The sequence below is a fragment of the Frankia sp. CcI156 genome (assembly GCF_001983015.1).
GTDB lineage: Bacteria > Actinomycetota > Actinomycetes > Frankiales > Frankiaceae > Frankia > Frankia casuarinae.
Map to the genome: position 1 here is coordinate 26,160 of NZ_MOMD01000018.1, position 22,910 is coordinate 49,069.

A 22,910-nucleotide genomic window follows, 5' to 3' on the forward strand; every position below is an offset into this window, starting at 1 on the left:
TGGCGCCTGATTCCGTCGCTCGTCGTTCGCCGCCCGGCGGGCCGGGCGGCGCGACACGGCAGGCTGGACCCGTCCGGGCGGTGGCGTACCGTCGTGTCATCGTCTGTCAGTGCCGGCGGTCCCCGCCAGCAGTGCCACTGAATTGATCTTCGAGGTCGAGATGCCCGCCCTGCGCTCCCGCACCACCACCCACGGCCGGAACATGGCCGGCGCCCGCGCCCTGTGGCGCGCGACCGGGATGACCGACGACGACTTTGGCAAGCCGATCGTCGCCGTGGCTAACAGCTTCACCGAGTTCGTCCCGGGGCATGTGCACTTGCGTAACCTTGGCTCGCTGGTGGCCGGGGCGGTGGCCGAGGCCGGTGGGGTGGCGCGCGAGTTCAACACCATTGCCGTGGACGACGGCATCGCGATGGGGCATGGCGGGATGCTCTACTCGCTGCCGTCCCGCGAGCTCATCGCCGACAGCGTCGAGTACATGGTGAACGCCCACTGCGCCGACGCCCTGGTCTGCATCTCCAACTGCGACAAGATCACCCMGGGGATGCTGCTCGCGGCACTGCGGCTGAACATCCCGACCGTGTTCGTCTCCGGCGGAGYGATGGAGTCGGGCAACGCGGTCATCTCCGGCGGCACGGCTCGGTCCAGGCTGGACCTCATCACCGCGATGTCGGCGGCGGTCAACCCGGACGTCTCGGACGGCGACCTGTCGACGATCGAGCGTTCGGCCTGCCCGACGTGTGGATCCTGCTCCGGCATGTTCACGGCGAACTCGATGAACTGCCTGACCGAGGCGATCGGGCTGTCCCTGCCCGGCAACGGGTCGACCCTGGCCACCGCCGCCGCCCGCCGTGAGCTGTTCGTCGAGGCCGGGCGCCTCGTGGTCGACCTGGCGCGGCGCTATTACGAGAAGGACGACGAGGCGGTCCTGCCCCGGTCGATCGCGACCGCCGCCGCCTTCCGTAACGCCTTCGCGGTCGACGTGGCGATGGGCGGCTCGACGAACACCGTGCTGCATCTGTTGGCCGCCGCCGTCGAGGCCGGCGTTGACGTCACCCTCGCCGACATCGACCAGATCTCCCGCACCGTCCCCTGCCTGTGCAAGGTGGCGCCGAGCTCCACCCGTTACTACATGGAGGACGTCCACCGGGCGGGCGGCATCCCCGCGATCCTCGGCGAGCTCGACCGGGCCGGGCTGCTCGACCCGGACCCRCACACGGTGCACTCCGCGAGCCTGCGCGAGTTCCTCGACCGCTGGGACGTCCGCGGCCCGAGCCCCTCGCCGGACGCGATCGAGCTGTTCCACGCGGCGCCGGGTGGCGTGCGCACGATCGAGCCGTTCAGCTCCACCAATCGGTGGGACACCCTTGACACCGACGCCAGGGACGGTTGCATCCGTTCGGTCGAGCACGCCTACTCCGCCGAGGGTGGGCTCGCGGTGCTGTTCGGCAACCTGGCCGTCGAGGGCGCCGTCGTGAAGACGGCCGGTGTGGACGAGGGCCAGTGGACCTTCCGCGGCCCGGCGCTCGTGGTCGAGAGCCAGGAAGAAGCGGTCGACGCCATCCTCACCGGGCGGGTCAAGGCCGGGAATGTGATCATCGTCCGCTACGAGGGCCCTCGCGGCGGTCCGGGGATGCAGGAGATGCTCTACCCCACCGCGTTCCTCAAGGGCCGCGGTCTCGGCCCGAAGTGCGCCCTGATCACCGACGGCCGGTTCTCCGGCGGGAGCTCCGGACTGTCGATCGGTCACGTCTCCCCGGAGGCGGCCCACGGCGGGACGATCGCCCTGGTCCGCGACGGGGACATCATMGAGATCGACATCCCGGCCCGCCGGCTGGAGCTCGTGGTCTCCGACGAGGAGCTGGCGAGCCGACGCGCGGCGCTGGAGGCGGCCGGCGGCTACCGTCCCACCGGGCGGGAACGGCCGGTGTCCATGGCGCTGCGGGCCTATGCGGCGATGGCGACCTCGGCCTCCACCGGTGCCGCGCGCGACGTCGGTCTGCTCGGCGGCTGATGAGGCGGCGTCCGGGCGGGCCTGGTTCGGACCGGGCCTGGTTCGGACCGGGACGGGTTCAGACCGGGACGGCGGCGGGGGCGGACGACGGCGTCGCGAGCGTCACGGCAAAATCCCCATCGGGATCCGTCCACTGCCGCGCCACCGCCCAGCCCGCCAGCGCAAGCTCCGAGGCGATGCCGTCCAGGGTGAACTTAGCGCTGATCTCGGTGAGGATCTCCTCCCCCGGTTGGAAGTCGACCGTAACGGCGAGGGTCGCGATCGAGACGCGCTGCTCCCGAACGGAACGTAGCCRCATCTCGATCCAGGAGTTCTCGGCGTTCCAGACCGCCACATGCGCGAATCCGCGGATGTCGAAGTCGCCCCCGAGTTCCCGGTTGATCACCGTCAGCACATTGCGGTTGAAAGCGGCGGTGACCCCGGCACCGTCGTCGTACGCGGCGACGAGGCGGTCGACGTCCTTGACKAGGTCCGTTCCCAGTAGTAGGGCGTCGGAGCTCTCGGCCTGCTCGCGCAGCGTACGGAGGAGGTTCTGCCGCTGCGCAGGGCGCAGATTGCCGACCGTGCCGCCGAGGAAGGCGAGCAACCGATGGCCACCTCGGGGCAACTGGTGCAGATGCCGTTCGAAGTCCCCGACCACGGCCGCCACGGAGAGCCCCGGGTAGGTGGTGAGGATTCCGCGACCTGCCCGCACCAGGGCCGCCTCGTCGACATCGAAGGGGATGAAACGGCGGAGGTTGCCGGCCGCCCGCAGCGCGTCGAGCAGCAGCCTGGTCTTGTCGGAGGTTCCCGATCCCAGCTCGACGAGGGTGTCGGCCGGACAGGCAGCCGCGATCTCGTCGGCGTAACTGACCAGGATGGCCCGTTCCCGCCGGGTCGGGTAGTACTCCGCCAACCGGGTGATCTTGTCGAACAGCATGCCGCCGGTGGTGTCGTAGAACCACTTCGGCGGCAGCTCGCGGGGGCTCGCGGTGAGGCCGGCGAGCACGTCGCGGGCCAGMGTGACGGCGCGATCCGACTCGTGCAGGTGGCGGTCGACGGAGAGGCCCGGGAACGGGATCTCCGCCGTGCCGTTCGCGCCCGTCCCCTCAGGGACGGCATCATCCGCTCGGGTGGTTGTCGGAGTCCTTGGTGTCATGGATGTACCCTCCATCAACGTGGTGCAACCCACGGTAACTGATCTAGGAGATCATGTTACGAAGAGTGACTTGATGTGTGTCGGCTACCAGGAGGTGATGGTCCGGAACGTCCACCCAGCCCGGTTCGTCATCGTCTGGTTCGCTTGCGACCAGGACTCCATCCTTCTCCCTCCGGTATGACAGGCTGTCCCGCCAGGCGGTCGCCACGATCTGGGTTCCATCCACCACCAGCAGGTTCAGCCGGGCCCGCTCGCCCGAACCCGCCGCGTCCAGCGACAGCACGACCTCGGCGACCGCCTCGGCGAGTGGACGCTTCCCGGCGTGCTCCCACACCAGCGCGGCGAGCAGCGCGGAGTCGCACGTCGAGTCCGGGACCGGAGCGTCGGGCCGGTCGCGCAGCATCCGCCGGACGGYCACCGGGTCGACCCGGCCGTTGTGGCTGAGCAGCCGGTGGCCGTCGGTGAAGGGAGCCGTCGCGCTTTCTTCGATCGGCATGCCGACGGTGGCGCTACGCACGGCCGCCAGCACGCAGCCGGAGGCGACCGCGCCGGCGATCGAGGCGTACGAGGCGTCCGTCCACATCGGCACGGCCCGGCGGAACCGGGCCGGCGCCGCCCGCAGCGCCGGGGCGTACCAGCCGACTCCGAACCCGTCGGCGTTCACCGTGCCGTGGCGCATCCGCCTCGGCGACCACGACTGGCGCAGCAGGCTGTACGGACGCTCCAAGGTCAGCCCCGCCAGGGTCCGTGGCGTTCCGATCCAGGCGAGGTGCCGGCACACCGAGGTCTCCTTCGCACGCGTGCTCGTTCGTCACCCGGCGTCGCGGGCCAGCCGGAATCCGGCGAAGATCTGCCGGCGGATCGGGTAGTCCCAGTTCCGGAACGTGGCGCGGACGGCGACGGCGTCCGTCGCCCAGCTGCCTCCGCGCAGGACGCGGAAGGACGACTCCCGCCCGGCCTTCGGAAAGAAGACCTCGCTGTACTCCCGGTAGGGGTAAGACACGAAGCCCGGGTACGGCGTGAACCCGCTCGCCGTCCATTCCCAGACGTCCCCGATCATCTGTTCGGCTCCRCAGGGACTCGCGCCCGCGGGATAGGCCCCCAGCGGGGCCGGGYCGCTCGTCCAGTTGCCCAGATTGGCACGCTCCGGAGTCGGATCGGTGTCCCCCCACGGATACCGCCGTGAACGTCCGGTGACCGGGTCGTAGGCGGCGGCCTTCTCCCACTCGGCCTCGGTCGGTAGCCGCCTGCCGGCCCAGCGGGCATGCGCCTCGGCCTCGTACCAGCACACGTGCTGGACCGGCTCGTCGAGGGGAACCGGCTCGACCCGGCCGAACCGGCGGCGCAGCCAGGTGCCGCCCTCGCGCCACCAGAACGCGGGCGCGCTCAGGCCCTCCGTCTGGCGCCATTCCCATCCCGCCGCCGACCAGAGCCGCTCGTCGTCGTATCCGCCGGCGTCGATGAAGGCGATCTGCGCCCGGTTGGAGACGGGGAGGGTGTCGATCCAGAACGCGGGGAGGTGGACGCGGTGGGCGGGACCCTCGTTGTCGAAGGCCCAGGGATGGATACTGGTGCCGAGGGTGAACTCGCCGCCCGGCACGAGGACCTCCGGCCGCGGCACCCGGCGGCCGGGCGGTGGCGCCGCGCCGGGAGCAAGTACCGGCGGTCCCTGGCGGAGCTGGTGCGTGGCGAGCATCGTTTCGTCGTGCATGTGCTCGTGCTGCACGACCATGCCGTAGACGAAGCCGTCGGCGAGCAGTCGTTCCCGCTCCGGTACGGCAGCGGTTTCCGCGCCGGCGCCAGCCATCGGTCCGAACCGGTCGGGTCCGAACCGGTCGAGGAGGTCGAGAGTGYGGCCGCGGACCTCGTGCAGGTACGCCCTGGTCTCGGCGGGGCCGAGCAGGGCCAGCCGGCTGCGGCTCGCGCGGCTGTGCCGGAACGCGTCGTAGATGTCGTCGAGCCCCGGCCGCGTCCCGGTGCCGCCGGCCAGCGCGCGCACCAGCCAGAGATCCTCGTAGTTGCCGACGTGGGCGAGGTCCCAGACCAGCGGGGACATCAGCGGCGAGTGCTGGCGGAGGAGATCCTCCGCGGCGATGTCGGTGTACGTGAGTGAACGCTGGCGTGCGGTCCGCAGGGCGTCGGCGACGGTGTCGGCGGTGATCGGCTTCGCCTCCCGGATCGGCTTCGCATCCTGGTCGGCGGCGGTCTCCCGGTCGGCCGGGGCGGCTGGGGATGCCAGGGATGCCGGGGACCGGGTCAGACGAGTGAGACGCACCGGTGGGCCTCCTCACGCAGCAGACCGGCCGGGCCGATCGCGAGAAGTCGTTCGGTCAGTTCGTCGGCCGGACATCGGCCGCGGTCGAGGTAGCGCCCGGCGAACGACTCGACCGTCTCGGCGAGATCGGTCGCGCCGCGGCGGCGCAGGGCGCTCACGGCCAGGTCGACGCAGCGCACCGCCGCGCGTCGCAGGGGCTCGTCGGCCATGCCGAGCATCGCCGCGGCCGGCCAGCGATGCGCGACGGCCAGGCACGCCTCGAACGCTCCGTCCGCGGCGACCGGGTCGTCAAGCAGTACCGTCGGCATCGCGACGGCAGCCTGCCAGCCGTCACCCGGTTGCGCGTCGAGGTAGCGCAGTTCCCACCAGCCACGCGGTCGGACCKGGGGGAACACCGTGGTCGCATGGTAGGAGAGATCCTCGCGGGTCGGGGGACGGGTGACCGGGCCGCGGCCGGCGAGCCAGTCCCCGAAGGTTGAGTCGTCCYGGACCGGGACGAAATGATGATCGTCTTCGGGGTTGYCGGCCCTGGCGGGATTCTCGACCATCATCAGCTTGGCGTCGAGCAGGTACCGCGCCCACAGGTCGACGAGATCGGGCTCGGTGTCCCCGGACCCCGGGGCCGTGAGAGCGGCCGCGACGGGCCGGGTTCGGCTCGCGTCGATGCCGTCCCACACCGCCTGGCGGGTCGACCGCCATCCGGTCCGGCGGCCGGCGTACGCGGGTGAGGCGGCGAACAGGGCGGTGAGGACCGGGCCGAGAGCGTGGACGAGTTGGAACCGCCGCGCCGCCTCGGCAGGCGAGCCGCCGAGGTCCAGGTTGACCTGGACGGAGGCGGTCGAGTACATCATCACCGTGCCGGACGCCCCGCCCCCGGTCCGGAAATGCTCCTCCATCGCCGCGTATCGGGACGCGGTGGTCTGCCGCATCCCGACGCGCAGGGGATCGACCCCCATGCCGACGAGGGCCAGGCCGTCGACCGCCAGGGCGGAGCGGACCAGGTTCAGATCGGCGGAGCTCGCCCGCACGGCCGCGGTGAGCTCGGCCGGCGGCCCGGACAGCTCCAGTTGGCCGCCGGGCTCGAAGGTGATGCGGCTGCCCCCGGGCAGGACCGGCCCGCCGGGACCCGGGGTGGTCCCGGGAATCCGGGCGAGGGACGCCAGCGTGCGGGCCGGCGGGATCAGACAGTGGACTGCCTGCGTGTCGACGATCAGCCACTCCGTCTCGATGCCGACGCATCCTCCCGGTACCGTCGGGCCACCGTTTCCCCGGGTGTCCTTGCGGTCGTTCCCCCGGATGCCCTTGCGGTCGTTCCCGCGGTCGTTCCCGTAGGCCGCCTCATCGCCTGTCCCGTGGACCGGCGTGACGCAGCCGGCCGCGAAGGCCCATACCTGGTCGGTGTCGATCGCCCGCCGCTGCGGCTGTGAGTGAGGGTGTGGTGGCTGCGGCTCGTCATTCCGGATCCCCTCGGGTGTCACGTGGCGTGGCATCCTGTGGCTCCTCTCCGGCACTGCAACTGTTCGACACCGCGCCCGACGGCGGCCTCCGGTGGGTTCTCCCCTGCGCCGCCGGCCCCCTACCCGGCCGCCGTACCCGGTGTCGCCTCGGCCGTCTCGCCGATGGGTGGTATAGATGTGTTTCCAACGTTCTTCTCCCTCGCATATTCCACGCCCTTGACCCTGTCGCTGTTGTGTATTCGATGGAATGGTGGCCGGGACGGACCGGGACGGACCGGGAGTCGGCAGCGCGCCGTGATTGGCTGACGGCGGAGCCGGTTCCGGACCCGGAGACAACGCCGAGCGCAACGGCGTCGTGACGGCGCCGGGAGGTGGTGACCGCGGACGTGTCCGATCGGYAGTCAGCGGGACGTTCGGCCATGGCCGAGTACCTGCGGCGCAAGCAGCTCTACGTCGCCGAGCGCAGCGATCATAAACGGCGGGCGATGGCCGTCGCCGGGGCCACGGCGGGTRCCGTCACCCTCGTCGTCGCCGTGGTCATCCTCCTGGCCGGGCTGYCCGCGCTCGTGGCCGTGCAGCTCGCRATCATCTCGGCCGTCGTGGTGGTCCTCGTCGCGGCGACCCGGTTTCTCCGGTCCCCGCCGGAGATCGAGGCCTGGCGCGAGGACGCGGAGGCCGAACGCAGCACCGCACGGGCGTTGGACCGTCTGGCCCGGGCCGGCTACACCGTCCTGCACGACCGTGCGCTGGCCGACTCGGCCGGCAATATCGACCATCTCGTCATCGGGCCATCCGGGGCCTGGGTGATCGAGACCGACGCCCATCCGGGACCGATCCGCCAGAACACCGCCGGGGTCTGGGCCGGCAAGGTTCCATTGCGGGCGATGCTGGGGCTGGTCGCGTGGATGGGCGAGGAGGCCACCGCGCAGCTCCTCGCGGAACTGCCGGCGGGCTGGCAGCTGGAGGTCCAGCCGGTCGTAGCCTTCGCCCGCGCGGATCTTCCCGCCGGCTTGGCCCTCGTCGAGGGCGTGCTGTTGCTGCCCACCACCGGSGTGGCCGACTACGTGCTCTCCGCCGGGGTCGTGCTTCGGCCCATCGACGTGGCGATGCTGGTCGACGTGGCCGGGCGGGTGTTCCCGGCCTATGCGGTGTCGGGACCCCCGCCGTCCTGGCCGGCCCGATCCCGGCTGCGTGGCCTGCTGCGGCGTTGATCGGTTCGCAGTGACGTTGATCAGGACGATGCGACCCGGTCCGACCACGGTGCCGGCGGGCGGGATACCGTTGGGTGAAGGTGGCCTACGAAGGAGACGAGATGGTTCGCAAGGTGACCGTGCTGGCTCTACTGGCGAGCGCCGGAGCCGCGCTGACCGCCGTCCGGCGCCGCGGCAGGGGCAAGGAGGAGATCGACCTCTGGCGGGAGGCGACCTCCGCGGCGGGCGCCCCGGCCGGCGGGCGCTGAGGTCCGCGGCAAGGCCGGGCTGCCACCCCGGCCCGAGGTGCCCGAGGTGTCAGCCCGTCAAAGCTTCCAGCTCAGGGCCTCAGAGCTCGACTAGGCCCACGTCGACGACCAGGGTGCCGACCAGCCCGGTCGGGGCGGCGAGGTGCAGCTCGATGTGCGTCTCCGGTACCAAATCCTCGACGACGCGCAGCGGCACGTGGATTGAACCCCGTGCTCCGATCGGGAAGAAGCGCATGGGAATCCCGTTCCGCAGGAGGATCGGGCAGATCAGCTCGTCCGTCGAGTTACCGCCCCGAAAGTAGAGCGGCTGGGCGGTGATGCCGGCTGGGACGACGTAGCTGAACGACGAGCCAAGCGAAATCGGAACATCCAGACCTTTGCCCTCGAAGGGGACAATGCCCTGCAGGAAGCGAGGAGTCGTGAACATCCGCTCATCCTTCCGTCGGGTATCCGTGTGCATGCTTTCCGTATCTTCCTCTGGGTATTTTCGCTCGGAGCTGTTTCCACCGCGTTACGTYGGCCATCGAGGGAGCGTCGGGCGCGGCGTGGATCTCGAGCGTGGAGTGTGCCGACTATAAGGAATCTGCGGGTAAAGACGCTGGCAGAAGGCTTGACCTGGCGTGTGGTGGCGTGGGGAGGCACCGTAGAACCATGACCACCCCGACCTCGTCTCGACCGTCCGACGCCCTCGTTCCCGGCGCGGGAGCTGATGCCGACCCCGGGGCGGGCGTGAGCATCGCTCAGGAGCCGAGCATCGACACGTCGCCGCCGTCCGGTCCCTCCTACCTCCCCTCGGTGGTTCCGCACGATCGGCTCGCCGGATGCGCGGCGGCCCATCGGCGTCTGCTGGAGGTGGCCGGCCGGCTGGACGACGTCGTCGTGCGCCGTCCGTTGGGCCTGCCGGGCTGGACGGTCGGTCATCTGCTCACCCACCTGGCCCGCAACGCGGACGGTCACACCGGCATGGTCGAAGCCGCCCGGGCCGGTGGGATCCGGGCCCAGTATCCCGGGGGCGCGCGGCAGCGGGAGGACGGCATCGCCGCCGGTCGCGATCTGCCCGCCGCGCACGTCCGCGACGACCTGGTGGCCGCGGTGACCCGGCTGGAGCGGGCCTGGGACGGCGTGCAGGTCGACGTCTGGCGCACGGGTCTCGGGCACACCGCCACCTATGGCCTGACGACCCTTGCCGATCTGGTCTTCCTCCGCTGGCGGGAGACCGAGATACACCTCGTCGACCTCGATCTTGYCGATCTCGGCGGTCCCGGCTGGGCGGACCTGAGCCCGGCCTACGTCCAGGCCGAATGGGAGTGGACCCTGCGCGGGCTGCCGGCCCGAGTACCCCCGGAGATCACCGTCGTGCTGGCGCCGGGGGACCGGCCGTCGACCGCCGTCGGTCGCGGGCAGCGGCGCGTGGTCGTCGACGCGCCTACCAGGCCGACGCTGCGCTGGCTCGCCGGCCGGGACCCGGGCCGGCCGGACTGGCCCACCCTCGCCCCCTGGGAATGACCGGCGCTTTCTCGGACTGACCGGCCGGCCGCTCGGTGTCCCGGGTCGGGGGCCGGCGGGACCCGCGACGGGGCGGGCTTCTTCTGAGGTTTCCGGCTAGCGCGACAATGTCTGCCGTGTTGGACAACAGGGACAACTGGGGTGAGGCGGCGCGCGGGCGACGTGGGGATCGCGGCCGGGGCTTTTCATGATCACGATGGCCTTGTTCAACAACAAGGGCGGCGTCGGTAAGACGACCCTCGCCTACCACCTGGCGCACATGCTGCAGCGCATGGGTCACCGGGTGCTCGCGGTCGATCTCGATCCGCAGGCGAACCTGACCGCCCAGTTCCTCGACGAGGACGAGCTGACCCAGCTGTGGGAGGAGCCGGAGGTCACCGCGTCGTCCGCGCYGAAGTCCATCATCGACCTCGAYGTGCGCCCGGTTCGGATCGTCCCCGGTACGGGGACGATGGCGACGGCGATCGGGCCAATCATGGAGGGGGTCGGGGACGTCACGCTCTTCGATCCGGTGACGATCGAGGACGGTCTGTGGCTGCTGCCCGGCGACGTCGAGCTGAGCGTCTTCGAGGACCGGCTGTCGGCCGCCTGGCCGAACAGCTTCCTCGGCAAGGACATCGCGGCGCTGCGTACGACGACGGCTTTGCACCGGGTCATCGACCATGGTGCCCGCTCGGTCGGCGCCGAGATCGTGCTCATCGACGTGGGGCCCAATCTGGGGGCCATCAACCGGGCCGCGCTGCTGTCCGCCGACACCGTGCTCATGCCACTGACGGCGGACCTATTCTCGCTGCGAGGGCTGCGCAACCTCGGCCCCACACTGCGGGAGYGGCGTTCCACCTGGCAGGGCATGGTGCTGCCGAAGATTCCCGAGCGTATCTCGGCCCCGCGCGGGCTGATGATGCCGATCGGGTACATCGTGATGCAGCCGCCGACGCGGACCGACCGGCCGGCGAAGGCGCACGACCGGTGGCTCGACCGGATTCCCGAGGTGTTCGCGACCTCGGTGCTCACCAGCGGGAACCCCGGACCGCATGACCGTTCCTTCGAGATCGCCACCCTGGGGCACTACGCGAACCTGATCCCGCTGGCGCACGACGCCCGTAAGCCGATGTTCGAGCTGCGGGCCGGAGACGGCGCACTCGGCGGTACGCAGAGCGCGGTGCGGCGCTGCTACTCCGACTTCCGGGATCTCGCGGTTAAGGTGCGGGAGCGGCTGGCCTTCATCGATCCGACCCTGCGCCGGTCCTGACCGACGGGCCTCGCGGCCGGTGCCGGCACGGCCGTAGCCGTAGCCATCGCTGACGGCGGCGTCGGCGGGCCGGTTATCCACAGGGTGGCGATTGGGGGAGTCGCGGCCCGGTTATCCACAGGGCGCCCGCGGGGCCCGATGGTCGTAGGCGGGCACTGTGATCGCCGGAAGACCGGATCAACCCGAGCATCGGTGTCCCCCTATGGTTCCCGTGCCGGACCAACGTCCGAGGAGACCGTCATGCCGTACGCTTGTGAAGCGCTTCGCCGAGGTGGTCATCGTCGGGTGGTTCCGTCCCGGCCGGAGTGCGTCCCGCGGGGGGCGTAGCTCAATTGGCAGAGCACTGCCTTTGCAAGGCAGGGGTTAGGGGTTCGAGTCCCCTCGTCTCCACCGCGGCTGACCTGCTGGTATCACCGGCAGTGACGCCCTCTTTGATCGTTATGTAGCCAATCGTGTAGCCCAGCCGCTACGAGCGTTCGTCGGAGTCGCCCGAGTCCGGCCGGTCGTCTGGCTCGCCGCCTTGGCCGTCCGCGTCATCGTCAGACGCCGTCATCAGCTTGTCCATCGCGTCGGACGCGGCGCGCAGACGCTCGGGGAGCGCGTGGCCGTAGCGCTCCATGGTCATGCGCATGGTGGCGTGGCCGAGGATCTCCATGACGGTGCGGGGTTCGACGCCGGCCGCCAGGAGGAAGCTGGCGCAGGCGTGGCGGAAGTCGTGGAGCCGAAGCGTGGGAAGGCTCGCCCGCCCACGCAACTGCTGGACGCGGCGCGTCACGTTGCGCGGTTCCATCAGCGTGCCGACCGTGGACGCGAAGACGAGACCGTTCTCCTTCCAGGCCGTGCCCGCGTCCGCGCGCTCCTGCTCTTGATATTTCTGGTGCCGCMGGAGCGCCTCGACCGTCGTTGCCGGAATCGGTACAGGGCGCCGCGAGCCCCGCGTCTTCGTCTCGACCAGGCRGAGCGTGCCAGAAACGCGCTGCGCCGAGCGGACGWCGCGCAGGGTCCCCGCGTCGAGGTCGACATCGTCCCAGCGCAGGCCGAGCAGTTCGCCACGGCGTAGGCCCATCGTCAGCGCGACCACGAACAGCGCTTCCAGCCGATCGCCGGCCGCGACGTCGAGGAACCGGCGCGCCTGTTCTACCATCAGCTCCCGCGGTTCCGCGTCGCCGAGCTTGGGTGCCTGGACCGACTTCGCGACGTTCCGGCTCACCAGGTCCATCCGTTCCGCGTCGGTGAGCGCCGCCCGCAGGACCGCGTGAACCTTGGCCAGGCTTGCCGGCTTCATCGAGTCCCGGCGCGCGGCGTGCAGCCGGCGGACGTCAGCCGGGGTGAGCTTGTCCAACCGGATCTTGCCGAGTACCGGCACGATGTGCCCGTCGATCGCGTACTGATAGCGCGCGAGGGTCGACGGCCGCGTGCCGTCATGGGCCTTGATCTCGTCGAGCCAATAGGCCAGCCACTGTGCGACCGTCTGTGGCTTCGCGGCGAGGTCCTGGCCCTTGTCGGCCGCTTTGCGTAGCTCCGCCATCTTGTCACGGGCTTCCTTCTGAGTCCGGCCGTAGACCGTCCGGCGACGCCGCTTGCCGTCGATCCACCCGAGGTCGACGACACCGACCCAGCGGCCGTCGCTGGCCCGCTGGTAAAGCCCACCCTCGCCGTGCGCGCGTCGACTCTTCTTCTGGTCCGCCGCCGCCTGGTTGTCCGGGTCGTTCTTCTTCTCGGCCATCAGTCGGCGTCCAGGGGGTTGCCGTCGGGCCATTCGATGTTGTCGCACCACGCGCAGCCGTAGCGGCTGTCGCCCATGTCGCAGGCGAACTTGTTCTCTCCCTCGGGCTGTGGGTAGAGCCGGCCCTGTCCGGCGCGGGCACGGTCGAGATGCTCCCGGAGAGCCTGTTGCAGACTCATCGTCGGGTGTCCGTCGTGGTTGGTAGGCATGACGAATGCAGCTCCTTGCCGAAAGAAGAACGGGGAAGGCACACGCGGGCCGCAGGTGGCGTCGCCCGGTGCCGGGGGGTTTCCGTTCTCTGGCGCTGGGATGGTCTGCCGGGGCGCCGGCCGCGTCCAGGGCGCTGCGCGTCGCTGACGCGATCGGCCTTCGGCCGACCCTGGACCCGTCCGACACCCCGGCAGCTTCAAGCGCCACCAGAGAACGGAAGAAAAATGGGGGAGGAGCAGGCAGAACTGCCGTTACGGGAGCGGAACGCTCGCCGCCGCCGGCCCCGCCGAGGGGTTCACAGACGCCGGAAGCGTTGCCGAATCCCCGGGCACYCGCCGGAAGACGAGTACCGCGTTGACGTCGCCGAAGTGCTCCGTGAAGAACGCATCCGCGGGCAGCGTGCCGAGGATCGCCACCAGGTCGCCGACATCGGCCCCGGGACGGACCGTCAGCACGAGCTCCCCGGTGGCCCGGGTGCGCATCGCGATCAGCGGGGACCCGCCATCACCGGGGGTGCGCCACGCGCCGAAGCCGCCAGACGAGAAAATGGGCATGGGTCTCAACTCCTGTGCAGTCAGGATTGGGATCAAGGTTCCGGTGGGTGTTGGCGCACCCACCGGACCGCTACCGCCTACAGTAGGCATGAGCTAATGGCTCGTCAAGTTATGATGTGCCCCATGTCGACGATCAACCTTATGGGCGCGGCGGAGATCGCCCAGATGCTGAACGTGAGTCCGTCGCGGGTTCATCAGATCCTCCGCGACGATCCGACCTTCCCCGATCCGGTGGCCGTGCTGAGCATGGGGAAGGTCTGGAACGCCGAGGACATCGAGCGATGGCATGCCGCGCGCCAGGCGCCACGGCCAGCCAAGGGCCAGGGCCGGACAGGTCAGTGGACGTTGGATGACCTGCACCAGGCTCTTGATCGTTATGAACAGGTGCTCGTGTCCACCGGACGGACGCCGAGCACGATTCAGACGTACATGGACCATCCCCGACGTTTCCTCCGGTGGCTCGCAGGCGACTACGACCCCCTGAGTAGCTGACGGCAACCACTCTCGGGGACGCAGCCACTCTCCGACCTGGCTCGGGCATCGGTCAGGCAGCCTGCCCCTCGTCGAGGCCCCGCAGCCGCCGGACGAACGCATCGAGCGCCGCCCGCGGGATGCGCCGTGACCGGCCGATCCGCACCGATTCCAGGTCGCCCGCGGCGAGCAGTTCGTACACGGTGCTCCGGCCGACCGCGAGGATCTCCGCGGCCTCAGCCGGGGTGAGCAACAGCTTGGTCATCCGTACCTTCCGGACCATCGCGACGGCGGATCAGGCAGCGTTCGCGGTCACCGGTGGGCCGGTTGCCGGAAGCCCGCTGGAGGCAGGCCGCCGATCCCGGTCGAGTTGGGCACGCCAGGCGTGGCGTTGCGCGACAGCCTGCAACAGCAGGTGTTCACGTCGAGGTGCGGCCGGATCGCCGGGACGGAGCAGCGTCCACATCGTCCGGGCCGGATCATGCTCGCCGACCGGACCGCTTCCGGTCTGCCCGAGCGCTTCGAGCTGCGCCTGGACCCAGGCGAGCCGATCGGCCCGATGATCGGCCAGCGTCTTGCCGGACCAGCGACGGGAGACCAGCACCCGCCGTCCACCGAACCCGAGGGTCTCCCGCCGGTGCGCCTTCCCCCGACACCGGCCCGGGACGAGGCCCGGTTTCGGGTTGCGCGGTTGGACGCCGTAGCGCAGCCAGTTCGCGCAGGTTGGCGAGCACGGTTCGTGTCGCAGCGCGTCCGCGAGCCGCTCGACATGCCGCCGGTGCGCGTCGGTGGCGACGTCGTGGCAGGCATCAAGGCTCTTCACCAGGTACTTCGTGAGATAGCCGATCATCCGGCCGGTGTGCGCCGAGTTCGCCGTGACGCCGTCCGCGCGCAGTTGCGGGCCGAAGCGGACGACGTGCGCGGGTTCGTCGTCCTCGCCGATCGCGTCGAGCGCCTCGTCCCAGGTCGGCAGCGGCGCGCCGGAATCCGGATCGAGGTAGCCGCCGGCTGCCTCGTCCCACACCGGTAGCCGGTCGTCGCCGTAGACCGGCCGGTCACACGACGGCCACCACACCTGCTGATAGGTCGCCGCCGCCACCTGACGCAGCACCACCCTCGGGATCGTGCCCCGGATCGCCGCGTGCAGGTGAGGGGCGAGCCGCCGTTGCGGTTCGAGCGCGGCGAAGTACTGCACATCCCAGCCCACGGCCCGGCGGAGGTTCTGCCAGAACCGGTCGATCAGCTTCGGGAAGTGGATCGCGTCCCGCGCCGCCCGCTGGTAGTCGTAGGAGTCCGGATCGACCGGGGTGCCGTCGGAGGTCACCCGCCCGTAGGTGTCGCAGGTCAGCGTCAGGAACATCGACGGCCGCCACACCGTCCCGTCCGCCGCCTCATACGTCCGCCCGACGGTCCGCCGGTCGACGGGCAGCCGGGGCAGGTCGGGCGCGTCCTGGCGCCGCCGCGTCGAGCGGACCCGACGAGGACGCTCCCGATCCTCCGGAGCCGCCCGCCCCCGCACGCCCAGCGCGTTGAGTTCCTCGTCCACCTGGCCGATGAGCTCGTCGATCTCCGCCACGCCCACCGGGTCCCCGGCACGGTCGGCATCGCGGCGGAACGCCTCCAGATCCGCGCGGAAGCCGGCAAGAACCTTCACATCGTCGGACGGAGGATCCGGGTCGGGAACCGGTTCGTCCTCCAGATGCCACCCCGCCTTGCACTGAGCCATCCGCAGCCGCCGCGCCCGCTCCGCACACGACGGGCACTTGCTCGCCAGGGTGGCGCCGCACGGCACTGGGACGATCTCTGTTTCACCGGTGTCGAGGTTCGTCCGCCGCATCGCCATCGGCCGCACGCACACCCCGTTCTCCAGAGCGACGGCTTCGACGACCTGGCGGGCCAGCGGCAGACGCATCCGCGCTGCCCGGGAACCGGGTCGATCGTCACGATCGTCACGGCTGGGAGTGTCGAGGGTGGTCGGGGAGGTTGGGGTCACGCAACCTCCCCGAGGTCGAACAGATCGCCGTGATCGGCTGGGCTGTCGCCGTTCTGGTGGGGGTTCAGGTCGGGAACCCAGCCGCCGTCTGCGGAGCGCCGGTAGGAGATCACCGTCCGGTTGATCTCGGCGTCGTTGACGAAGGCCGCCCGGACCCGGACCGGTTCGGGCTGTCCCTCGTGCAGCACGTAGCCGACCCCGGGCAGCGAGACCGGGATCTCGTCCGCCCGTGCCCCCCGGTCCCGGGCGCCAGAGCCGAGCACGAGGTCAGCCTGTTCCGGTTCGGTCATCCGCAGCGCGACCCGGACCGGGAACAGGTCCCGGAACGGGAGCACCTCCTTGCGTGGGTCCTGCACCGCCGCCAGGACCACGACCCCGGGCGCCCGCCCCTGGGAGAGCAGCAGCGGCAACGCCGCGCCGATCCGCTTCTTGACATCCCGGTCCGTGACGTAGGCGGTCAACGAGGCGATTTCGTCGACCACGACGACGATCAGCGGCTCGCCGGTCGTCGGGGTGTGCAGCCGGGTCCGGCCCCGCAGCCGTTCCGTGCGTTCCTGCATCACGCCCACCGCGTCGTCGAGCAGGTCAGCGATCGTCTCCGTGGTGGTGGCGAACCGGGCGAACAGCGGCTCCCCGAAGGCCAGTTCCATCCCGCCCTTGGGATCGCACACCCACAGCTCCACCAGGCCCGCCCRCACCGCCGGGCCGAGACCGCGGATGATCGACCACAGCACCGAGCCCTTACCGGCCCCGGTCGCCCCCGCGACGAGCAGATGCGTGCCGCGGACGGGCAACGTCCACGGTTCTCCGTCTTCCTGCCGGCCKACCGGGACCGCACCCAGCCCCGCGACGAGCAGGTCAGGCACGGTCCCGGCATCCTCCGATCGGCCGCCGTCATCCGAGCCGTCGGGACGCGGCGTGTCGAGGTCAGCAGGGCTTACCGGGGTGGTCAGGGTGTCCCGCCGGTGGAAGTGCAGCCGGATGAACCGGTGCTGCTCCGCCTGGACCTGGCAGCGCCGCGCCCGGAACACGTGCCGCAACGCTTCGGCCTGCTCCGCCCACTGCTCCGGGGTCTGACCGGGCAGCAGTTCCACCCGCAGGACGTCCACGGACCGGGTCGAGCGGATCCCGCGGATACGGGGGAAGTACTCGTCAAAGGTCACCTCGTCCCCGGTGGACGCCGGCATGCGGATCGCCAGGTCGGTGTGCACCATCGCCGGCCGCCACCGCCACCGGTAGACGAACGCCAGCCGGGCCCGGCCCCAGACCCACCGGGCCAGCCACCGGAAGGAACGGGGGTGCAGCCGGCGCCACGCCACGGCGACGAGTACCAGGCCGACGAGCAGGCACAGCAGGCCGAGGGGGCCGAACCGGTGCCAGAACAGCGCCAGCCCGACCGCGGCCGGCACGGCGACCCGGTGGCGCCAGCACCAGCGCACAGCCAGCGCCAGGGCCTTCACAGCCACCGCGAGGACGAGCATCCACACCGGGACGCGCACCTTGTCAGCCCGGGAGGGAACCCGAGGGAAAGCCCGGTCGCCGTTGATTCTGAACATGGCAAATACCACCTGTTTTCGAGCGCGCGAAACCAGAGAGAGGAGAAAGGGGAAGGATGCGCCCGGGGCTACAGCGGGGAAGTGCGGCAGTCCCGGGGGCGGTCCGTGTTTCCGGCGCGGATTACGCGGCGAGATGCTCCGGCGGATCGCCGAGCACTGCGAATCGGATACGCTCGCACTCGATGRGGTAATCGTTCACCGCGGCGAGCAGCGTGTACGCGAACTCCACATGGTCCGAGGTGACCGCGTCGTTCGCGACGGACAGGGACAGGTGCGTTTCGCCGGCCCGCACCGACAGGATCGGCGGACGGTCCGGGTACGTGTGGCAGCGCACCGACCAGCCGGATCCGACGTGCATGCCGATATGCGTCGAGGAGCTAAGTCGTTCGAGCCCGCTCATRCCGCCACCCCGGCATTCCCACGCCGGACCGTGCCCGGAGCGCGCATGCTACCTGCCCGCAGCGAGTACGCCACCCGCGGCCTGTCCGCCACCCGTCGATCGATGTAGGGAAGCACCGTGAGCTGGTCGAACTCGACCGGGCGGAACGGCGTCCCGGGCAGCAGGTCCGGCGGGACCGGCTGCACCGCAGCGATCATCCGGACCTTCATCTCCGTCGTCCGGGCCTCCGGATCACCATCGACCACCCGTACCGCCCACATCGGCTGGCCGGTCTCCTCGTCCCGCTGCTGCGGGTCCGCCGCACCACTTTTGATCTTGTCGTAGTCGTTGACCGGCTCCACACCGACAACGAAGGCACCCGCCGGGAAAACCGTCKAGAACGCGACGGGAATCCGTCTCGGTACCGCCACTGCATCTACCTCCCGAGAGATGACCCGCCGACCCCGGACCAGCTCCGGAAGCGGGCATGGACATACCATGCTCCGCCGGAAGAGCGCTTTTCAAGCGGTAGATCGTCAATGCATATTCAGTCGAGATCGGGCGATGCAGTCACGGCATGGCGTCATGCACGCCATGCAGAGTCGACATCCCCCGCTGACCAGCGCATCTAGGTGGATCGAGAATTCGCTAGCATTCCGTCTATGACTGATCGTCTCGACGGTCGGAGCGTTTCCGGCACCGATGCTGCGCAGGACGACGAGGATTGGCAGGCCGTCGCGGCAGCGATCAAGGCCCGGATGTCCGCCCAGCGCATCGGGCAGCAGGAGTTGGCGGATCGGGMGGGCATATCAGTGTCGACGCTGCGGCTTGTCCAGCACGGCGCGAACCGGCGCGTGCGGAACCGGACCCTGACCGCGATCGCGCGTGCGCTCGACTGGCCGGACGATCACCTCGTCCGCGTGCTCACCGGCAACGGCGAGCACGGCCCCACCGGTGTCCAGGCCGCACCGATGGCCGTCGGCCTGGAGATCCTCGCCGGAGTACGGGAGATACGGGACGACATCCGACGGATCGTCCGCCGCCTTGACGAGCTGGACAGCGCGGCCGGGCCAGCCGGCCGGTAGATCACCTTCGCCGTCGCAGGGGATGCACCGCCGCACCCCGCAGGTGGACGGACTCGAACACAGCAGAAGGCCGGACCCCCCGAGGGTCCGGCCTTCTGGCATCAGAGGTGGGACGTCAGCCCAGCGCCGAGGGATTCCACGACCGTGGACGGCGACGGCGGATCACCTGCCGCCGGAACGCATCCGCCGCGTCAGCCTTACCGGCCTCATACGCGGCCCGCTCCTCCTCCGTGGCCCAGCGGCGCGTGCTGTCGACGCCGGCCGCCGACGGGTCGAGCTGGAGCATGCCGCGCAGGAGCGTGCCCGGCACCTCCCGCCGGGACAGCCRCACCCCGTCCGCCTCGTAGACGAGGACCACGTCCGCGTCACCGTAGGCTTCGGCGAACCGCAGGCCCGCCGGCATCTCCGCCATGACCGCGTGTAGCGTCTGCGCCGACGAACCGGCCGGCACCACCAGCGCCCATGCATCCGAGCCCCACGGCATCAAGCCGACCCCCGGAGTTTCCTCGGTCTGGCACGACCCACTGGCCCAGGTCATAGCGAACCCCCGCATCGCTCGTGCCCGCGGCTCGTCCTGGCTGTCGACATGCTCCACACCCGATCYCCTCATCTGTCCGCTGTCCGCGTCCGGTCGAGCGCCGGCGCCGCCCGYGGAGTTGGAATCGGCACGGACGGCACCGACCAGGAACAAGGCTCACCGAAGTCGCATGGTCACGGAATGTCGAGTCAGCATTGATCGACGACATCAGGCGCCGGACCCGCGCCGCCGCCCACACGAGAACAGCGCCGTTTCAGCGCTGGTCAGCCGCTCGATTCGGGCTTGCCATACCGCGACGACATGCCCACAGCTATGCTCAGCGTGYCTGCCCGCTCACGCGGATTGCCCCGGCCCGCCACCGATCAAAGAGCGATGAATGACCGCTGACCCACAGCCGACCTGGCAGCGCTACACCGTCTCCCCCGAGCTGCTGGCCYGCGCCGACATGGCCGAGGCACTACGCACCCGCGACTTCGGCGCCGCCTTCCTGCTCATGCGCAAGTGGGACCACGTCAGCCAGGACCGCATAGCCTCGTCCATCGAAGGCTTCAGCCAGTCCCGGGTAAGCCGGATCGCCAGCGGCAAGGCCAGGGTGGAGGACGTCGACGTGATCGAGCGGATCGCCGACGGGCTCCACATCCCCGGGATCATGATCGGTCTCGCGCCTCGTCCGTGGGAGTCCGGCACGGAAGTCCCCCGGCCCCGCCGGGAGTCCCTGCGGGTCCCGACCCATCTGCGGGACCTCATCGGCAACAGCACCGGCGCCCCGCCGGTCGTCCCCCGCCGCGACGAGGTCACCGASTCGATCCGCGCCCTGCTCGCCAGCGTCCAGCCACCGGCACCAGGCCCCGGCGGCGGCCGGCAGGTCGCCCTGCCCCCGTACGACCTCGAAGGGCACATCCTCGCCGCATGGAGTTCGGGACGGCCCCGCGAGGGCACCCCCGCACTCGTCATGGTCGCCGGATTCCCCGGATCCGGGAAAACCGAGTTCGCGCGGTTCATCGCCGAGATCACCGGATGGCCCCTGCTCGACAAGGACACCCTCAGCCGTCCACTCACGGAATCGCTGCTCCTAGCGACCGGCGACGACCCGAACGACCGCCACAGCGACACCTACGTGGGCCGGATCCGCCCGCTCGAATACCGCAGCATGTTCGACACGGCGTTCGACAACCTCCGGCTCGGCATCACGACCATCGTCACCGCGCCGTTCGTCCGCGAACTCGGCGACGCCCGGTGGGTGGAACGCATGGCCAAGCGCGCCGGGAACTGCGGCGCCGCCGTCGCCGTGGTATGGCTACGGTGCGACATCGACTCGATGCGCGACTACATGGAGTCACGCGACGCCGCCCGCGACTCGTGGAAGCTGTCCTACTGGGACGACTACCTCAAGACGATCAACCCCGACGCGCGGCCGGTCTGCACCCACTACCTTGTCGACAACAGTCGGCACGCACAGACCAACCTCGCCGAACAGGCCCGCCGCATCGCAAGCCAGGTCCGCGATGCCTCCTGACGCCGTCATCCTCTACGGCCCACCGGCCGCGGGGAAAGACACCATCACCGCCGCCCTGACCAGCCGGGACGATCGCTTCGTCCACTTCGACCGGCTCAAGGTCGGAGCCGGAGCACCCAGCCGGTACCGGTACGCCACCGCCGACGACCTCACCCGCCTCCAGGACCGCGGGCAGATCCTCTACGTCAACGAGCGGTACGGCAACATCTACGCCATCGACCGGCCCCGCCTCGACGAGATCACCGGCACCGGGCGGATACCCGTCGTCCACATCGGACAGGTCGCCGGCATCGCCGCCCTACGCGCCGAATACCCGGCACGGTGGCTGACCGTCCTGCTCTGGTGCCCCCGCGACATCACAGCCGACCGGCTCCGCCAGCGTGGCAGCACCGACATCCCCGACCGGCTCCGCGCATGGGACGAAACCCGCGCCGACCTCACCGGCATGAGCCCGGCCGAGTTCGGCATGGTGCTCCGCACCGACCAGCGGACACCCGAGGCGATCGCCGAACAGATCCGCCGCCAGGTCGCCGGAACCACCCAGGACGCCGCGCCCATCCGCGATGAGCTGGACTGAACCCCCATGCAGCTCGTCCTACCCACACTAACCTTCCGCCGCCCGGACGGCCGCCTCGACACCACCGCGACCGCCCGCTACGCTGAGCGCGCCGCCGCCACGTGGGCGCACCTGTTCATCCTGTCCGGCACCACCACCGGCGGACACCACGCCACCCCCGCCGAACGCGCCACCGTCGTAGACCTGTGGGCTGACACCGTCGGCACTGACCGACTGACCGCCTGCTGCTGGACACGCGAGGACATCGACCACGCCTGGCGGAGGAACGTCGTCCCCATGGCCGTCCTGCGCAACTGTTCGACCCAGACGGAAGCCCTGGGCTTCCTGGCGGATCTTCCTCGCCCGGCCTATCTGTTCAGCCATCCCGAGTACGGTCCCGCCACCCTCACACCAGCACTGGCCACAGCCRCCGCCCRCACAGACGTTCTCCCCGCCGGAGCGAARGTGTCGAAGATGCACGTGGAGCAACTCCAGGAGCTACGCACCGCCACCGGACCCAGCTTCACCATCTGGGACGGAACCGCACGGCACATCGCCGACAGCCTCACCGCCGGAGCAGACGGCATCGTCGCCGCACCCCTCAGCCACCTACCCGACCCCTTCCCCGGGCCGAATGTCACCGCGCTACAGCATGCGATCGACACCACGCAAGCCCACCTCGACACCCTCCCCAGCCGGGAGGCCCGCGCAGCGGCCCTGTTCCATCTGGCAGCCCGACCACCAGGACACGCCGCATGAGCGCACCAGCCCCGGACGAGGAACGTTCGTTGCCGAATTACTCGTTTTAGGATCAAGCCGCGGTGCGGGTCCGCGCCGCGCGACCGGCTGCGCGCGGCCTAGCGGCCGTGCTCGCCGGGCCCGTCGCACCCCGCACCACGCAGACCATCCGAGACGTTCGATGAAGGCCGCCGGTCGGCAGGGTGGGGAGAACCAGCCGGGGCACGGGGCAGGACGCCGCGGGTTGTCGTCGCGCACGTCGGTGGGCAGCCGAAGAACGAGCAGAGGGCACGCCAGCCGACAGCCCTATCACCAGTGCCAGGGCGCTTCGCTCCCCGGGCAGCCCTCCCAGCAACTACCAGCGATGGGATTTTCTGTGGTCACCCGCCGAGCGGTTTTCGAACGTCTTCGAGATTTTTGCAAATTTGCAGAACGGTCGGATGGCTGGGGCCGTAGGCGGCCTCGGTGATGGCGAGGGCACGTTCGA

The 22,910-nt window shown here is 70.4% G+C and carries 24 protein-coding genes and 1 tRNA gene; 11 read left to right on the forward strand and 14 right to left on the reverse strand.

Going from position 1 to position 22,910, the window contains the following annotated elements:
- Positions 1–160: 160 nt before the first annotated feature.
- Positions 161–2,014, forward strand: coding sequence for a dihydroxy-acid dehydratase (gene ilvD / locus CcI156_RS08950; protein WP_076805292.1), 1,854 nt, complete (start codon positions 161–163; stop codon positions 2,012–2,014).
- Between the two features lie 58 nt (positions 2,015–2,072).
- Here the strand turns inward: ilvD and egtD are convergent, their stop codons facing one another.
- The 4 genes from egtD to egtA are packed head-to-tail and all read right to left on the reverse strand — an operon-like array spanning position 2,073 to position 6,917.
- Positions 2,073–3,152, reverse strand: coding sequence for an L-histidine N(alpha)-methyltransferase (egtD, locus tag CcI156_RS08955; protein WP_139341455.1), 1,080 nt, complete (start codon positions 3,150–3,152; stop codon positions 2,073–2,075).
- 43 nt (positions 3,153–3,195) lie between these two features.
- Complete coding sequence (gene egtC, locus CcI156_RS08960; protein ID WP_076805275.1) at positions 3,196–3,933, reverse strand: ergothioneine biosynthesis protein EgtC; 738 nt, start codon at positions 3,931–3,933, stop codon at positions 3,196–3,198.
- A 30-nt stretch (positions 3,934–3,963) separates the two neighbouring features.
- Entirely contained in the window at positions 3,964–5,427 is a 1,464-nt protein-coding gene (egtB, locus tag CcI156_RS08965) for an ergothioneine biosynthesis protein EgtB (protein WP_076805276.1), read from the reverse strand.
- On the reverse strand, positions 5,409–6,917 hold the full coding sequence (egtA, locus tag CcI156_RS08970; RefSeq protein ID WP_076805277.1) for an ergothioneine biosynthesis glutamate--cysteine ligase EgtA: 1,509 nt from the start codon (positions 6,915–6,917) through the stop codon (positions 5,409–5,411). Before egtA ends, egtB begins: the two co-directional genes overlap by 19 nt.
- Before the next feature lie 386 nt (positions 6,918–7,303).
- On the opposite strand from egtA, the gene CcI156_RS08975 reads away from it, so the two are divergent.
- Entirely contained in the window at positions 7,304–8,095 is a 792-nt protein-coding gene (locus CcI156_RS08975) for a nuclease-related domain-containing protein (protein ID WP_076805278.1), read from the forward strand.
- Between the two features lie 101 nt (positions 8,096–8,196).
- Entirely contained in the window at positions 8,197–8,343 is a 147-nt protein-coding gene (locus CcI156_RS08980) for a DLW-39 family protein (protein WP_035729042.1), read from the forward strand.
- A gap of 79 nt (positions 8,344–8,422) precedes the next feature.
- Here CcI156_RS08980 and CcI156_RS08985 read toward each other — a convergent pair whose 3' ends face one another.
- Complete coding sequence (locus CcI156_RS08985) at positions 8,423–8,770, reverse strand: hypothetical protein (protein WP_011438863.1); 348 nt, start codon at positions 8,768–8,770, stop codon at positions 8,423–8,425.
- A 224-nt stretch (positions 8,771–8,994) separates the two neighbouring features.
- Between CcI156_RS08985 and CcI156_RS08990 the strand changes: the two genes are divergently transcribed.
- From CcI156_RS08990 to CcI156_RS09000, 3 genes are all read left to right on the forward strand, one after another.
- On the forward strand, positions 8,995–9,849 hold the full coding sequence (locus tag CcI156_RS08990; protein ID WP_076805279.1) for a maleylpyruvate isomerase N-terminal domain-containing protein: 855 nt from the start codon (positions 8,995–8,997) through the stop codon (positions 9,847–9,849).
- 187 nt (positions 9,850–10,036) lie between these two features.
- The gene (locus tag CcI156_RS08995; RefSeq protein ID WP_076805280.1) at positions 10,037–11,101 is read left to right on the forward strand and encodes a ParA family protein; all 1,065 of its coding nucleotides are present in this window, start codon (positions 10,037–10,039) and stop codon (positions 11,099–11,101) included.
- A gap of 317 nt (positions 11,102–11,418) precedes the next feature.
- Positions 11,419–11,491 (forward strand) — tRNA-Ala (locus CcI156_RS09000).
- A gap of 76 nt (positions 11,492–11,567) precedes the next feature.
- Here CcI156_RS09000 and CcI156_RS09005 read toward each other — a convergent pair.
- From CcI156_RS09005 to CcI156_RS09015, 3 genes are all read right to left on the reverse strand, one after another.
- Positions 11,568–12,827 carry a tyrosine-type recombinase/integrase gene (locus tag CcI156_RS09005; protein ID WP_076805281.1) on the reverse strand — a complete coding sequence of 420 codons (1,260 nt, stop codon included), beginning with the start codon at positions 12,825–12,827 and terminating at the stop codon, positions 11,568–11,570.
- On the reverse strand, positions 12,827–13,036 hold the full coding sequence (locus tag CcI156_RS09010) for a hypothetical protein (RefSeq protein WP_023839978.1): 210 nt from the start codon (positions 13,034–13,036) through the stop codon (positions 12,827–12,829). The genes CcI156_RS09005 and CcI156_RS09010 overlap by 1 nt, the downstream gene beginning before the upstream one ends.
- 252 nt (positions 13,037–13,288) lie before the next feature.
- Entirely contained in the window at positions 13,289–13,591 is a 303-nt protein-coding gene (locus tag CcI156_RS09015) for a hypothetical protein (protein ID WP_023839979.1), read from the reverse strand.
- 123 nt (positions 13,592–13,714) lie between these two features.
- Between CcI156_RS09015 and CcI156_RS09020 the strand changes: the two genes are divergently transcribed.
- A complete protein-coding gene (locus CcI156_RS09020; RefSeq protein WP_035940932.1) occupies positions 13,715–14,083 on the forward strand; it encodes an AlpA family transcriptional regulator in 369 nt (122 codons plus the stop codon).
- Positions 14,084–14,135: 52 nt separating this feature from the next.
- Here CcI156_RS09020 and CcI156_RS09025 read toward each other — a convergent pair whose 3' ends face one another.
- The 5 genes from CcI156_RS09025 to CcI156_RS09045 form a co-directional block, all read right to left on the reverse strand.
- Positions 14,136–14,327 (reverse strand): helix-turn-helix domain-containing protein, encoded by a 192-nt coding sequence (locus CcI156_RS09025; RefSeq protein WP_023839981.1) that lies wholly within the window; start codon positions 14,325–14,327, stop codon positions 14,136–14,138.
- Positions 14,328–14,357: 30 nt separating this feature from the next.
- A complete protein-coding gene (locus CcI156_RS09030) occupies positions 14,358–15,974 on the reverse strand; it encodes a replication initiator (protein ID WP_035729044.1) in 1,617 nt (538 codons plus the stop codon).
- 77 nt (positions 15,975–16,051) lie between these two features.
- Complete coding sequence (locus tag CcI156_RS09035) at positions 16,052–17,611, reverse strand: FtsK/SpoIIIE domain-containing protein (protein WP_076805283.1); 1,560 nt, start codon at positions 17,609–17,611, stop codon at positions 16,052–16,054.
- A gap of 121 nt (positions 17,612–17,732) precedes the next feature.
- On the reverse strand, positions 17,733–17,969 hold the full coding sequence (locus CcI156_RS09040) for a hypothetical protein (RefSeq protein WP_254847341.1): 237 nt from the start codon (positions 17,967–17,969) through the stop codon (positions 17,733–17,735).
- A 38-nt stretch (positions 17,970–18,007) separates the two neighbouring features.
- The gene (locus CcI156_RS09045; RefSeq protein ID WP_076805285.1) at positions 18,008–18,421 is read right to left on the reverse strand and encodes a plasmid replication, integration and excision activator; all 414 of its coding nucleotides are present in this window, start codon (positions 18,419–18,421) and stop codon (positions 18,008–18,010) included.
- Positions 18,422–18,652: 231 nt separating this feature from the next.
- Here CcI156_RS09045 and CcI156_RS09050 point away from each other — a divergent pair, with 231 nt between their 5' ends.
- Entirely contained in the window at positions 18,653–19,075 is a 423-nt protein-coding gene (locus tag CcI156_RS09050; protein WP_076805286.1) for a helix-turn-helix transcriptional regulator, read from the forward strand.
- Positions 19,076–19,190: 115 nt separating this feature from the next.
- Here the strand turns inward: CcI156_RS09050 and CcI156_RS09055 are convergent, their stop codons facing one another.
- Positions 19,191–19,670 carry a hypothetical protein gene (locus tag CcI156_RS09055; RefSeq protein WP_371681788.1) on the reverse strand — a complete coding sequence of 160 codons (480 nt, stop codon included), beginning with the start codon at positions 19,668–19,670 and terminating at the stop codon, positions 19,191–19,193.
- Between the two features lie 319 nt (positions 19,671–19,989).
- Between CcI156_RS09055 and CcI156_RS09060 the strand changes: the two genes are divergently transcribed.
- Genes CcI156_RS09060 through CcI156_RS09070 form a run of 3 tightly spaced genes read left to right on the forward strand, consistent with a single transcriptional unit; the run spans position 19,990 to position 22,444 of the window.
- Positions 19,990–21,129, forward strand: a complete 1,140-nt coding sequence (locus CcI156_RS09060) for an AAA family ATPase (RefSeq protein WP_076805287.1) — start codon at positions 19,990–19,992, stop codon at positions 21,127–21,129.
- Positions 21,119–21,706 carry a guanylate kinase gene (locus tag CcI156_RS09065; RefSeq protein ID WP_023839989.1) on the forward strand — a complete coding sequence of 196 codons (588 nt, stop codon included), beginning with the start codon at positions 21,119–21,121 and terminating at the stop codon, positions 21,704–21,706. Before CcI156_RS09060 ends, CcI156_RS09065 begins: the two co-directional genes overlap by 11 nt.
- A gap of 6 nt (positions 21,707–21,712) precedes the next feature.
- Entirely contained in the window at positions 21,713–22,444 is a 732-nt protein-coding gene (locus CcI156_RS09070; RefSeq protein WP_076805288.1) for a hypothetical protein, read from the forward strand.
- Positions 22,445–22,910 lie beyond the last annotated feature (466 nt).

Coding starts and splice junctions, on each gene's coding strand:
- CcI156_RS08980 (WP_035729042.1), top strand. CDS start 8,197: ATGGTTCGCAAGGTGACCGTGCTGGCTCTACTGGCGAGCGCCGGAGCC.
- CcI156_RS08985 (WP_011438863.1), bottom strand. CDS start 8,770: ATGTTCACGACTCCTCGCTTCCTGCAGGGCATTGTCCCCTTCGAGGGC.
- CcI156_RS09010 (WP_023839978.1), bottom strand. CDS start 13,036: ATGCCTACCAACCACGACGGACACCCGACGATGAGTCTGCAACAGGCT.
- CcI156_RS09020 (WP_035940932.1), top strand. CDS start 13,715: ATGTCGACGATCAACCTTATGGGCGCGGCGGAGATCGCCCAGATGCTG.
- CcI156_RS09025 (WP_023839981.1), bottom strand. CDS start 14,327: ATGACCAAGCTGTTGCTCACCCCGGCTGAGGCCGCGGAGATCCTCGCG.
- CcI156_RS09030 (WP_035729044.1), bottom strand. CDS start 15,974: ATGCGTCTGCCGCTGGCCCGCCAGGTCGTCGAAGCCGTCGCTCTGGAG.
- CcI156_RS09065 (WP_023839989.1), top strand. CDS start 21,119: ATGCCTCCTGACGCCGTCATCCTCTACGGCCCACCGGCCGCGGGGAAA.